Source organism: Streptomyces sp. NBC_00683, from assembly GCF_036226745.1.
Classification (GTDB): Bacteria; Actinomycetota; Actinomycetes; order Streptomycetales; family Streptomycetaceae; genus Streptomyces.
On sequence record NZ_CP109013.1, the window covers coordinates 7,084,089 to 7,097,351 of the forward strand.

10 protein-coding genes are annotated in these 13,263 nt (G+C 69.6%); 8 read left to right on the top strand and 2 right to left on the bottom strand.

Annotation, left to right across the window (positions count from 1 at the left end):
• The first annotated feature begins 61 nt into the window (after nucleotides 1–61).
• From secD to OG257_RS31650, 4 genes are all read left to right on the top strand, one after another.
• A complete protein-coding gene (gene secD / locus OG257_RS31635) occupies nucleotides 62–1,819 on the top strand; it encodes a protein translocase subunit SecD (RefSeq protein ID WP_329212913.1) in 1,758 nt (585 codons plus the stop codon).
• A 1-nt stretch (nucleotide 1,820) separates the two neighbouring features.
• A complete protein-coding gene (gene secF / locus OG257_RS31640; protein WP_329212914.1) occupies nucleotides 1,821–2,936 on the top strand; it encodes a protein translocase subunit SecF in 1,116 nt (371 codons plus the stop codon).
• Nucleotides 2,933–3,484 (top strand): adenine phosphoribosyltransferase, encoded by a 552-nt coding sequence (locus OG257_RS31645; RefSeq protein ID WP_329212915.1) that lies wholly within the window; start codon nucleotides 2,933–2,935, stop codon nucleotides 3,482–3,484. The genes secF and OG257_RS31645 overlap by 4 nt, the downstream gene beginning before the upstream one ends.
• A gap of 371 nt (nucleotides 3,485–3,855) precedes the next feature.
• Nucleotides 3,856–6,363 (top strand): RelA/SpoT family protein, encoded by a 2,508-nt coding sequence (locus OG257_RS31650; RefSeq protein ID WP_443054588.1) that lies wholly within the window; start codon nucleotides 3,856–3,858, stop codon nucleotides 6,361–6,363.
• A gap of 72 nt (nucleotides 6,364–6,435) precedes the next feature.
• On the opposite strand, the gene OG257_RS31655 is transcribed toward OG257_RS31650, so the two are convergent.
• Nucleotides 6,436–7,665: a DUF349 domain-containing protein gene (locus tag OG257_RS31655; protein ID WP_329212917.1), complete on the bottom strand. Its 1,230-nt coding sequence runs from the start codon at nucleotides 7,663–7,665 to the stop codon at nucleotides 6,436–6,438.
• 189 nt (nucleotides 7,666–7,854) lie between these two features.
• Nucleotides 7,855–8,643: a peptidylprolyl isomerase gene (locus tag OG257_RS31660; protein ID WP_329212918.1), complete on the bottom strand. Its 789-nt coding sequence runs from the start codon at nucleotides 8,641–8,643 to the stop codon at nucleotides 7,855–7,857.
• Nucleotides 8,644–8,792: 149 nt separating this feature from the next.
• On the opposite strand from OG257_RS31660, the gene OG257_RS31665 reads away from it, so the two are divergent.
• From OG257_RS31665 to OG257_RS31680, 4 genes are all read left to right on the top strand, one after another.
• Nucleotides 8,793–9,479 carry an MBL fold metallo-hydrolase gene (locus tag OG257_RS31665; protein WP_329212919.1) on the top strand — a complete coding sequence of 229 codons (687 nt, stop codon included), beginning with the start codon at nucleotides 8,793–8,795 and terminating at the stop codon, nucleotides 9,477–9,479.
• Between the two features lie 14 nt (nucleotides 9,480–9,493).
• A complete protein-coding gene (gene hisS / locus OG257_RS31670) occupies nucleotides 9,494–10,756 on the top strand; it encodes a histidine--tRNA ligase (RefSeq protein WP_329212920.1) in 1,263 nt (420 codons plus the stop codon).
• Nucleotides 10,757–11,177: 421 nt separating this feature from the next.
• A complete protein-coding gene (locus tag OG257_RS31675; RefSeq protein ID WP_329212921.1) occupies nucleotides 11,178–11,813 on the top strand; it encodes a vitamin K epoxide reductase family protein in 636 nt (211 codons plus the stop codon).
• Nucleotides 11,814–11,857: 44 nt separating this feature from the next.
• A complete protein-coding gene (locus tag OG257_RS31680; protein ID WP_329212922.1) occupies nucleotides 11,858–13,231 on the top strand; it encodes a replication-associated recombination protein A in 1,374 nt (457 codons plus the stop codon).
• Nucleotides 13,232–13,263 lie beyond the last annotated feature (32 nt).

Genomic DNA, 13,263 nt, shown 5'->3' on the forward strand with positions numbered 1-13,263 from the left:
ACTTCGTGGCCGCTCGGGCGCGTACCCGGCGCGGGGCGGTTGGACAGGGAGAAACGAGAAGGTGGCAGCACCGAAGAAGGGCCGAGGGCCGGCCGGCGGTCAGAGCAGGCCGGGGCGTGCCCTGGCTCTCATTCTGATCGCCATGGTCGCGCTCACCGGCGGGATGTTCTTGTCGGGTCACACCACGCCTCGGCTGGGTATCGACCTGGCGGGTGGCACCTCGATCACGCTCGAGGCCAAGAACCAGCCCGGCAAGCCGAACGCGATCAACAAGACCAACATGGCCACGGCGGTCAGCATCATCGAGCGCCGTGTCAATGGTCTTGGTGTTTCCGAGGCCGAGGTTCAGACCCAGGGCGATCGCAACATCATCGTCAACATCCCCAAGGGGACGAACTCGAAGCAGGCTCAGAAGCAGGTCGGTACGACTGCTCAGCTCTACTTCCGGCCCGTGCTCACCGTCACCGGCGGCGAACCGACGCCCACCGGCTCCGCCAGCCCTTCCGCGAGCGGTACCGGCAAGGCGAGCGCCACGCCCAGTGCGAAGGCGAGCGACCCGGACACTGCCTCCGATCCGAAGAGCACGCCCTCGGCGAGCGCCACCACCCAGGGACGCGCGGTCACCGGCGCCCTGAAGAAGGACGCGACGCCGACCCCCGGTGCCTCGGACACCGCGAAGAAGTCCGGGACCCCGGCCGCGACGCCGACGCCCGACGCGGCGACCGCCGCGCTGGAGAAGAAGTTCACCGAGCTGGACTGCTCCGACAAGTCCGCCCGTGCCACGGCCGGTGACGGGGTCAAGCCCGAGGACCCCACGGTCGCGTGCAGCTCCGAAGGTGACGCGAAGTACCTCCTCGGCCCGGCCGAGGTCTCCGGTACGGACGTCGACGACGCCAAGGCCCAGTTCGACCAGCAGCGCGGCATCTGGCTCGTCTCGATGGAGTTCACCGACAAGGGCTCCAAGAAGTTCCAGACGATCACGAAGAAGCTGTCGACGCAGCAGTCGCCGCAGAACCAGTTCGCGATCTCCCTCGACGGCGAGGTCGTCTCCGCGCCGCAGGTGAACGAGACCCTCAGCGGCAGCGCCGAGATCTCCGGCAGCTTCACCCAGCAGTCCGCCGAGGACCTGGCCAACGTGCTCTCCTACGGTGCGCTCCCGCTGTCCTTCGAGGAGCAGAGCGTCACCACCGTCACCGCCGCACTCGGTGGCGAGCAGCTGAAGGCCGGTCTGATCGCCGGTGCCATCGGTCTGGCCCTGGTCGTCATCTACCTGGTGGCCTACTACCGCGGCCTGGCGCTCATCGCGCTCCTCAGCCTCGCGGTGTCCGGCATCCTGACCTACACGATCATGGCTCTGCTCGGCCCGGCCATCGGCTTCGCGCTGAACCTGCCCGCGGTCTGTGGAGCCATCGTGGCGATCGGTATCACCGCGGACTCGTTCATCGTGTACTTCGAACGTGTCCGTGACGAGATCCGCGAAGGCCGCACGCTGCGTCCGGCGATCGAGCGGGCCTGGCCGCGTGCCCGGCGCACGATCCTGGTCTCCGACTTCGTGTCGTTCCTCGCCGCCGCGGTGCTCTTCCTGGTCACCGTCGGCAAGGTCCAGGGCTTCGCGTTCACGCTCGGCCTGACGACCCTGCTCGACGTCGTCGTGGTGTTCCTCTTCACCAAGCCCCTCATGACGCTGATGGGCCGGACGAAGTTCTTCGCCAGCGGTCATCCGTGGTCCGGGCTGGACCCGAAGCGGCTCGGCGCCAAGCCGCCGCTGCGCCGCTCGCGCCGTGTCAACGCCCCCACCGACCACCCGAAGGAGGCGTGAGATGTCGCGACTCGGCAATCTCGGCGCCCGGCTCTACCGTGGCGAGGTCGGTTACGACTTCATCGGCAAGCGCAAGATCTGGTACGGCGTCTCGATCCTGATCACGATCACGGCCATCCTGGGCCTCGCGGTCAGCGGTCTGAACATGGGCATCGAGTTCAAGGGCGGCGCGGTCTTCACGACCGACGAGAAGCCCAAGGCCTCGGTCTCCCAGGCCCACGAGAGCGCGGTCGAGGCCTCGGGCCACGAGGCGATCGTCCAGGAGCTGGGCGACGGCAACATGCGTATCCAGATCACCGAGGTCGACACCGCCAAGGCCAACGAGGTCAAGACGCAGCTGTCGGAGGACCTCGGCATTCCCGAGGCGAAGATCAACGCGGACCTGGTCGGCCCCAGCTGGGGTGAGCAGATCGCCAACAAGGCGTGGACCGGCCTCGGCATCTTCATGGTCCTCGTGGTGATCTACCTGGCCATCGCCTTCGAATGGCGCATGGCCCTCGCGGCCCTCGTCGCGCTGATCCACGACATCACCATCACGGTCGGTATCTACGCCCTGGTCGGCTTCGAGGTCACCCCGGGCACCGTGATCGGTCTGCTGACGATCCTCGGTTACTCCCTCTACGACACTGTCGTCGTCTTCGACAGCCTCAAGGAGGGCCAGAAGGGGATCACCAAGCAGACCCGCTGGACGTACAGCGAGGTCGCCAACCGCTCCATCAACAGCACGCTGGTCCGCTCCATCAACACCACCGTCGTCGCGCTGCTGCCGGTCGCCGGCCTGCTCTTCATCGGTGGCGGTGTCCTCGGCGCCGGCATGCTGAACGACATCTCGCTGTCGCTCTTCGTCGGCCTCGCGGCCGGTGCGTACTCCTCGATCTTCATCGCCACACCGCTGGTCGCCGACCTCAAGGAACGCGAGCCGCAGATGAAGGCGCTGAAGAAGCGGATCCTCGCCAAGCGGGCTGCCGCAGCCGCCAAGGGCGAGTCCGTCGAGGACGAGCGGGACGACCGCACGCAGGAGGACGGCTTCCCCGAGGACGCCGCAGCCGCCGGCGCCGTCGTCGGACAGCGCCAGCAGCCCAGGGGCCACGGACGGACTCCGGGGAAGCGTCGATGACCAGCACCACCGAATCGACCCGGGAGCTCCTGCTCAGCCGTATCCGCGACGTACCGGACTATCCGAAGCCCGGAGTGATGTTCAAGGACATCACCCCGCTGCTCGCGGACCCGGTCGCCTTCACGGCGCTCACCGACTCCCTCGTGGAGCTGTGCGTACGGCACGGGGCCACCAAGGTCGTCGGCCTCGAGGCGCGCGGTTTCATCCTGGCGGCGCCCGTCGCCGTCAAGTCCGGGCTCGGCTTCGTACCCGTCCGCAAGGCCGGGAAGCTGCCCGGTGCCACGCTCGGGCAGGCGTACGAGCTGGAGTACGGCACGGCGGAGATCGAGATCCACGCCGAGGACCTGTCGGCCGACGACCGGATCATGGTCATCGACGACGTCCTGGCCACCGGCGGCACCGCCGAGGCCTCGCTGGAGCTGATCCGGCGGGCAGGTGCCCAGGTCGCGGGTGTGTCGGTCCTCATGGAGCTCGGCTTCCTCGCAGGCCGTGCACGTCTCGACGGGGCCCTGCGCGGCGCCCCGCTGGAGGCACTGATCACACTCTGAGCGGCGCTGCGCGGCCGTAACGGCAGCAGCCGGTCACACAGGACGGGCACCCGGGACATCCGGGTGCCCGTCCTGTGTTGTGACAGGTTCCGTGGTCCCCGGGCGAGGACCGGCCCGGGGATCGTTACCATGGGCTTTCCGGGTAGCCCGGATCCGCACGAGGAGCGCACTTGCCAGACGAGGCCCAGCCAGTCGCCGCCCCGCAGCCCGACGAGCCCGCTGCGGACCCCGCCACGTCCGAGGAGGCGAAGCGCGCGCAGGAGCCGGAGCCCGGCGAGCCGGAGCCCGCGGACGGCGCGGACCAGGACCGGGGCACGGCCTCCGAGGCACCTGCCGCCCCTGTGACGGCGAAGCCGACGCCTCCTCCCGGCGTGAAGGCGGCGTCCCCGGCGTCCCCGACGAAACCGGATGCCCAGCCCGAGCCCTCCGCCGAGCCCGCCGGGTCCGCGCAGTCTGCCCCGAAGGCCCCCGCACCGCAGGCGGCACCCGCTCCGGCCGCGAAGCCCCCGGCCGCGACGCCTCCCGCAGCGAAGCCCCCGGCCAAGCCCGCCGCCACCCCGCCCGCCCCGCCGACCCGCTCCGGTGGTTCCTCAAACCGTGTCCGGGCCAGGCTCGCCCGGCTCGGCGTACAGCGCTCCAGCCCGTACAACCCGGTCCTCGAACCGCTGCTGCGCACGGTCCGCAGCAACGACCCCAAGATCGAGAGCGCCACGCTGCGCCAGATCGAGCGCGCCTACCAGGTCGCCGAACGCTGGCACCGCGGCCAGAAGCGCAAGAGCGGCGACCCGTACATCACCCATCCGCTCGCCGTCACGACGATCCTCGCCGAGCTCGGCATGGACCCGGCGACGCTGATGGCCGGACTGCTGCACGACACGGTCGAGGACACCGAGTACGGCCTGGACACGCTGCGCAAGGACTTCGGTGACCAGGTCGCGCTCCTCGTGGACGGCGTCACCAAGCTCGACAAGGTCAAGTTCGGCGAGGCCGCGCAGGCCGAGACCGTGCGCAAGATGGTCGTCGCCATGGCCAAGGACCCCAGGGTCCTCGTCATCAAGCTGGCCGACCGCCTCCACAACATGCGCACCATGCGGTACCTCAAGCGGGAGAAGCAGGAGAAGAAGGCCCGCGAGACCCTTGAGATCTACGCGCCCCTGGCTCACCGCCTGGGCATGAACACCATCAAGTGGGAGCTGGAGGACCTCGCCTTCGCGATCCTCTACCCGAAGATGTACGACGAGATCGTCCGCCTCGTTGCCGAGCGTGCGCCCAAGCGCGACGAGTACCTCGCCATAGTGACCGACGAGGTCCAGTCCGACCTGCGCGCCGCCCGGATCAAGGCCACCGTCACCGGACGGCCGAAGCACTACTACAGCGTCTACCAGAAGATGATCGTGCGGGGCCGGGACTTCGCCGAGATCTACGACCTGGTGGGCATCCGTGTCCTCGTCGACACGGTCCGCGACTGCTACGCGGCGCTCGGCACCGTGCACGCGCGATGGAACCCGGTCCCCGGCCGGTTCAAGGACTACATCGCGATGCCGAAGTTCAACATGTATCAGTCACTGCACACCACGGTGATCGGCCCCAGCGGCAAGCCCGTCGAGCTCCAGATCCGTACGTTCGACATGCACCGCCGCGCCGAGTACGGCATCGCCGCGCACTGGAAGTACAAGCAGGAGCCCTCGGCCGGCGCCTCCAAGGTGCGCACCGACGTACCCAAGAACACCGGCCGCGGCCAGGACACCGTCAACGACATGGCGTGGCTGCGCCAGCTGCTGGACTGGCAGAAGGAGACCGAGGACCCCAGCGAGTTCCTGGAGTCCCTGCGCTTCGACCTCTCGCGCAACGAGGTCTTCGTCTTCACACCCAAGGGCGATGTCATAGCGCTGCCCGCGGGTGCGACCCCGGTCGACTTCGCGTACGCCGTCCATACGGAGGTCGGCCACCGGACCATAGGAGCACGGGTCAACGGGCGGCTCGTACCGCTCGAGTCGACGCTCGACAACGGCGACCTGGTGGAGGTGTTCACCTCCAAGGCGGCCGGGGCCGGACCCTCCCGGGACTGGCTCGGGTTCGTCAAGTCGCCGCGGGCGCGCAACAAGATCCGCGCGTGGTTCTCCAAGGAGCGCCGCGACGAGGCGATCGAGCAGGGCAAGGACTCCATCGCGCGGGCCATGCGCAAGCAGAACCTGCCGATCCAGCGGATCCTCACCGGCGACTCCCTGGTCACCCTCGCCCACGAGATGCGTTACCCCGACATCTCGTCGCTGTACGCGGCGATCGGCGAGGGGCACGTGGCGGCGGCAGGCGTCGTCCAGAAGCTGGTGCAGGCGCTCGGCGGCGAGGACGCGGCCAACGAGGACCTCGCGGAGAGCTCGCCGCCCTCGCACGGCCGCAACAAGCGCCGTGCCAAGGCGGATCCGGGTGTGGTCGTCAAGGGCGTCGAGGACGTCTGGGTCAAACTGGCCCGCTGCTGCACCCCCGTGCCCGGCGACCCGATCATCGGGTTCGTGACCCGCGGCAGCGGTGTCTCCGTGCACCGCGCCGACTGCGTCAACGTCGATTCGCTGTCGCAGCAGCCGGAGCGGATCCTCGAGGTCGAGTGGGCGCCGACCCAGTCGTCGGTGTTCCTCGTCGCCATCCAGGTCGAGGCACTGGACCGGTCGAGGCTGCTCTCCGACGTCACGCGGGTCCTGTCGGACCAGCACGTCAACATCCTGTCGGCGGCCGTCCAGACGTCCCGCGACCGGGTGGCCACCTCGCGCTTCACCTTCGAGATGGGCGACCCCAAGCACCTCGGCCACGTCCTGAAGGCCGTACGGGGCGTCGAGGGCGTGTACGACGTCTACCGGGTCACCTCGGCCCGCCGGCCGTAGCGCGGACACAAGAGAGGGGCTCCTGTACGTGACACGTACAGGAGCCCCTCTCTTGCGTCAGAACCCGGCCTGTCAGCCGCCGAACTCCTCCAGGCCCTTCAGGGCCTGGTCCAGCAGCGCCTGCCGGCCCTCGAGCTCGCGGGACAGCTTGTCCGCCCTGGCGTTGTTGCCCGAGGCGCGCGCCGTGTCGATCTGGGTACGCAGCTTGTCGACGGCGGCCTGGAGCTGACCGGTCAGACCCTCGGCGCGGGCCCGCGCCTCCGGGTTCGTCCGGCGCCACTCGGACTCCTCGGCCTCCTGGAGCGCCTTCTCCACCGCGTGCATCCGGCCCTCGACCTTCGGGCGGGCGTCACGCGGGACGTGGCCGATGGCCTCCCAGCGCTCGTTGACGGAGCGGAACGCGGCCCTGGCCGCCTTCAGATCCGTCACCGGCACCAGCTTCTCGGCCTCGACGACGAGCTCCTCCTTCAGCTTGAGGTTCTCGCCCTGCTCCGCGTCACGCTCCGCGAAGACCCCGCTGCGCGCCGCGAAGAAGACGTCCTGGGCGCCGCGGAAGCGGTTCCACAGATCGTCCTCGGACTCGCGCTGGGCGCGGCCCGCGGCCTTCCACTCGGTCATCAGGTCGCGGTAACGGGCGGCCGTCGTGCCCCAGTCGGTGGAACCGGAGAGCGACTCGGCCTCGGCGACCAGCTTCTCCTTGACCTTGCGGGCCTCCTCGCGCTGGGCGTCCAGCGAGGCGAAGTGCGCCTTGCGGCGCTTCGAGAACGCCGAACGGGCATGCGAGAAGCGGTGCCACAGCTCGTCGTCCGACTTGCGGTCGAGCCGCGGCAGGCCCTTCCACGTGTCGACGAGCGCCCGCAGCCGCTCACCCGCGGACCGCCACTGCTCGCTCTGCGCCAGCTCCTCGGCCTCGACGACGAGCGCCTCCTTGGCGTGGCGCGCCTCGTCGGTCTGCTTCGCCTTCTGGACCTTGCGCTCCTCCCGCCGCGAGTCGACGGTCGCGACGAGGGAGTCAAGCCGCTTGCCGAGCGCGGCGAGGTCGCCGACGGCGTGGTGCTCGTCGACCTGCTGACGCAGATGCTCGATCGCCGCCGTCGCATCCTTCGCCGACAGATCGGTGGTCTTCACCCGCCGCTCGAGGAGGCCGATCTCGACCACCAGGCCCTCGTACTTGCGCTCGAAATAGGCCAGTGCCTCCTCGGGGGAACCGGCCTGCCACGATCCGACGACCTGTTCGCCCTCGGCCGTACGCACGTACACGGTGCCCGTCTCATCGACACGGCCCCACGGGTCGCTGCTCACAGCGCCTCCTCCACCTGATGCCTACGAGGGGGTTCGCCCCCCGGACATCGTCCACAGTTTCCTGGGGCGGGCAGCGCCCGCCCTGCACAACGCCAATCTAGGCGACCGGCCACCCGGCTGTCCGCACTCCGCGCGGCCGAAATTCTCCGCCCGCGCCGAGTGACCGGGGCCGGCCGGCCGCCCGGCCGGTCAGGCCTTGTCGACCGTCGCCTTCTCGACCGTGACCGCCTTCTTCGGAGCACCGTCGGCCGCCCCACCGGTGACGCCCGCCGCGGCGATCTTCTTGACGGCCTTCAGACCGGCATCGTCCATGGTGCCGAACGGCGTGTAGCTGGGCGGCAGTTTGGTGTCCTTGTAGACGAGGAAGAACTGGCTGCCGCCGGTGCCCGGCTGGCCGGTGTTCGCCATTGCGACGGTGCCCGCCGGGTACGTCACCGCTCCGTCGTCGCCCGCCTTGCCGAGCGCGGTCAGGTTCTCGTCCGGGATCGTGTAGCCGGGACCGCCCGTTCCGTCCCCCTTCGGGTCACCGCACTGCAGGACGAAAATGCCCTCCGTGGTCAGGCGGTGACACTTCGTGCTGTCGAAGTACCCCTTGTCCGCAAGGGCCTTGAACGAGTTCGTGGTGTGCGGGGTCTTCGCCGCGTCCATCGCGATCGCTATGTCGCCCTGGCTCGTCTTCAGCGACATCGAGTACTTCGCTTTTTTGTCGATCTTCATCGCGGGCTCGGGAGCCTTGCTCTCGCTCTCCGAGGGAGAGGGCGACGGGCTCGCGCTCGCCGCCGCATCCGCGGAGTCCTTCGTGTCGTCGCCGTCCCGGGAGACGTACGCGCCCGCGCCGATGACCGCCACCACGGCCACAGCCGACACGATGATCACGGCAAGGCGCCTCGTCTTCCGGCGCGCTTCCTCCCGGCGCTGCTGCTGCCGCTCGAACTTCTCCCGGGCGAGCTGCCGCCGCCGCTGATCGCTGCTGACCACCGGTTGGTCTCCTTGTACGTCGTGTAATCCGGCCTGGGTTGCCCCGTACCGTATATGGGTTAGCTGTGGAATGAGGAGCGCCGGTAGGCTCTGATCTGCCGTATCCGTCTCCACAGACCTCTCCCGTCGGACGAACACTAAGGACGATCGTGCTTATTGCCGGGTTCCCCGCCGGGGCCTGGGGGACCAATTGCTACCTGGTCGCCCCCGCCGCAGGTGAGGAATGCGTGATCATCGACCCGGGCCACCAGGCCGCCCAGGGCGTCGAGGAAGCGCTGAAGAAGCATCGGCTCAAGCCCGTCGCCGTCGTGCTCACCCACGGCCACATCGACCATGTGGCCTCGGTCGTCCCCGTGTGCGGCGCCCATGACGTCCCCGCCTGGATCCACCCCGAGGACCGGTACATGATGAGCGACCCGGAGAAGGCGCTGGGCCGCTCCATCGGGATGCCGCTCATGGGTGAGCTGACCGTGGGCGAGCCGGACGACGTCAAGGAGCTGACCGACGGCGCCCTGCTGAAGCTGGCGGGCCTGGAGTTCGGCGTCGCGCACGCGCCCGGCCATACCAAGGGGTCGGTGACGTTCAGGATGCCCGAGGCCGCGGACGTTCCGCAGGTTCTCTTCTCGGGCGACCTGCTCTTCGCCGGCTCCGTCGGACGCACCGACCTGCCCGGCGGCGACCACGCCGAGCTGCTCGAGTCGCTGGCCCGTGTGTGCCTGCCGCTCGACGACTCGACCGTGGTGCTGTCCGGCCACGGCCCCCAGACGACCATCGGCCGCGAGCGCGCCTCCAACCCGTACCTGCACGGCATGGACGCGCCCCGCCGAGGAATGTGACGAGAGAAGTTCCTGTGAGTACCTTCCAGGCCCCCAAGGGCACGTACGACCTGATCCCGCCGGACTCCGCGAAGTACCTCGCGGTGCGCGCGGCGATCTCGGCACCCCTGAAGAACTCCGGCTACGGCTACATCGAGACGCCCGGATTCGAGGACGTCGCCCTGTTCGCCCGCGGAGTCGGTGAGTCCACCGACATCGTGTCCAAGGAGATGTACGCCTTCGAGACCAAGGGCGGCGACAAGCTCGCGCTGCGCCCGGAGGGCACCGCCTCCGTGCTGCGCGCCGCACTGGAGGCCAACCTCCACAAGGCCGGCAACCTCCCCGTCAAGCTCTGGTACTCCGGCTCCTACTACCGCTACGAGCGCCCGCAGAAGGGCCGTTACAGGCACTTCTCGCAGGTCGGCGCCGAAGCCATCGGCACCGAGGACCCGGCGCTGGACGCCGAGCTGATCATCCTGGCCGACCAGGCGTACCGCTCGCTGGGCCTCGCACAGTTCCGGATCCTGCTGAACTCGCTGGGCGACAAGGAGTGCCGCCCCGTCTACCGGGAGGCGCTCCAGACCTTCCTGCGCGACCTCGACCTGGACGAGGAGACCCGCCGGCGCATCGAGATCAACCCGCTCCGGGTCCTCGACGACAAGCGGCCCGACGTGCAGAAGCAGCTGACCGGCGCACCCAAGCTCCGCGACTTCCTGTGCGACGCCTGCAAGGCGTACCACGAGGAGGTGCGCGATCTGCTGACGGCGGCCGGAGTGGTGTACGAGGACGACGAGAAGCTGGTCCGAGGCCTCGACTACTACACGCGCACGACCTTCGAGTTCGTCCACGACGGTCTGGGCTCCCAGTCCGCAGTGGGCGGCGGCGGCCGCTACGACGGGCTGTCCGAGATGATCGGCGGCCCCGCGCTGCCGTCCGTCGGCTGGGCGCTCGGCGTGGACCGTACGGTGCTCGCACTGGAGGCGGAGGGCATCGAGCTCGCCGTCCCGGCCACCACCAGCGTGTACGCGGTACCGCTCGGCGAGGAGGCCCGTCGCGTGCTCTTCGGCCTGGTCACCGAGTTGCGCAGGGCAGGTGTCGCCACCGACTTCGCGTTCGGCGGCCGTGGCCTCAAGGGCGCGATGAAGAGCGCGAACCGCTCCGGTGCCCGCTTCACGATCGTGGCCGGCGAGCGCGACCTCGCCGAGGGCACGGTCCAGCTCAAGGACATGGAGTCGGGCGAGCAGCAGGCGGTGGCGCTCGACGAGCTCGTGGCCGAGGTGCGGGCCAAGCTGGCCTGATCCGCCCGTGCACACTGCTGTGCCCGCCCGGTCCGCCCGGGCGGGCACACGTGCGTTCGGCGCCGGCCGTGCCACCGGAAGGCGAACGGGCTCAGGACCGGTCCGCCCGGACCGCGGGCGCCGGATGCCTCCCGCACCGTCAACTCGGGGGGAGCCGATTCATCCTGCCGTACGACCCCGATCCGGGAGCGCCACCGGCGGCAGGACCGGCCCCGGGCGCACGGACTGTTCCGCCGTCGCGGCTGCGGTGACCCCGCAGGATCCCGACGGTGGTGCTCCTCCCCGCACGTCGAAGGTCTTCCGGAGCCCCGCGTTCAGGGCCCCGTCGGGGCACACCTTTATGTTCATCGAACGGTTGGCCGTAGCGGCGGTGCGGCACAATGACCAAGCCCGGCTGGCGACTCAGTGATGGAACGGCGATATGACGATGGCAGCGGTAGACCACCCCTCCTCCCGACAGGACGAGGACAACGGCGCGAAGACCTTCGGCGGCAGTCGCGCGCTCGCGTTGCTGCTGGTGATCACCGGCGCGGCCGGGCTGCTCGCCGCCTGGGTCATCACGATCGACAAGTTCAAGCTGCTCGAGGACCCCAGCTTCACCCCGGGCTGCAGCCTGAACCCGGTCGTCGCCTGCGGCAACATCATGAAGAGCGAGCAGGCGGCGGCGTTCGGCTTCCCCAACCCGATGCTCGGCATCGCCACCTACTCGGTGGTCATCGGCATCGGCATGGCACTCCTGGCCGGCGCGCGCTTCCGCAGCTGGTACTGGCTCGGCCTGAACGCGGGCACGCTGTTCGGCGTCGGATTCTGCACCTGGCTCCAGTACCAGTCGCTCTACAACATCAACTCGCTCTGCCTGTGGTGCTGCCTGGCCTGGGTCGCCACGATCTTCATGTTCTGCTACGTCACCACGCACAACATCAAGCACGGCATCCTGCCCGCCCCCGCCTGGCTGCGGAACACCCTCACCGAGTTCCACTGGGTGCCGCCGGTGCTCTGGATCGGGATCATCGGCATGCTGATCCTGACCCGCTGGTGGGACTTCTGGACCAGCTGACGCAGTCGGCGGTCCTGTCAGTGGGGTGACATAGGCTGCGGAGCGTGGAGCCCGACCTCTTTACCGCAGCAGCCGAAGACCGCCAGGAGAAGGACCCGTCCAGCAGCCCCCTCGCTGTCCGGATGCGTCCTCGTACGATCGACGAGGTCGTGGGCCAGCAGCACCTGCTCAAGCAGGGCTCGCCCCTGCGCCGACTCGTCGGCGAAGGGAGCGGGGGCCCGGCAGGTCCCTCCTCGGTGATCCTCTGGGGGCCGCCGGGCACCGGCAAGACGACCCTGGCGTACGTGGTCAGCAAGGCCACCAACAAGCGCTTCGTCGAGCTCTCCGCGATCACCGCCGGTGTCAAGGAGGTCCGGGCCGTCATCGAGGGCGCGCGCCGCGCCACCGGGGGCTTCGGCAAGGAGACCGTCCTCTTCCTCGACGAGATCCACCGCTTCTCCAAGGCCCAGCAGGACTCCCTGCTCCCCGCCGTGGAGAACCGCTGGGTGACCCTGATCGCGGCCACCACGGAGAACCCGTACTTCTCGATCATCTCCCCGCTGCTGTCGCGCTCCCTGCTGCTGACCCTGGAGCCGCTCACCGACGAGGACCTGCGCGCCCTGCTGCGCCGGGCCCTGTCCGACGAGCGGGGGCTGGGCGGAGCCGTCACCCTGACCGACGACGCGGAGGCGCATCTGCTGCGGATCGCGGGCGGTGACGCCCGGCGCGCCCTGACCGCGCTGGAGGCGGCGGCCGGAGCGGCCCTCGCCAAGCACGAGCCGGAAGTCACGCTCACGACGCTCGAGGAGACCGTCGACCGGGCAGCCGTGAAGTACGACCGTGACGGCGACCAGCACTACGACGTGGCGAGTGCCCTGATCAAGTCCATCCGCGGCTCCGACGTGGATGCCGCCCTGCACTACCTCGCCCGGATGATCGAGGCGGGTGAGGACCCCCGGTTCATCGCCCGGCGGCTGATGATCTCCGCGAGCGAGGACATCGGGCTCGCCGATCCGACGGCGCTGCCCACCGCGGTGGCGGCGGCCCAGGCGGTAGCCATGATCGGCTTTCCGGAGGCGGCGCTCACCCTCAGCCACGCCACGATCGCGCTGGCGCTCGCCCCGAAGTCCAACGCGGCCACCCTGGCGATCTCGGCGGCGCAGGAGGATGTGCGCAGGGGCCTCGCAGGCCCGGTTCCCGCGCATCTGCGTGACGGCCACTACAAGGGTGCCGCCAAGCTGGGCCACGCCCAGGGCTATGTCTATCCCCACGATGTGCCCGGCGGGATCGCCGCACAGGAGTACGCCCCGGAGGCAGTCCGCGGCAAGCGCTACTACGAACCCACGCGCTACGGCGCGGAGGCGCGGTACGCGGACGTGGCGGACCGGGTGCGTGAGCGGCTCGGCCGCGGCGATCCGGGCGGCACCGCGTCGTCGTGACCCGTGAGCGGTCGGGTGCCACGGCTTCGGGA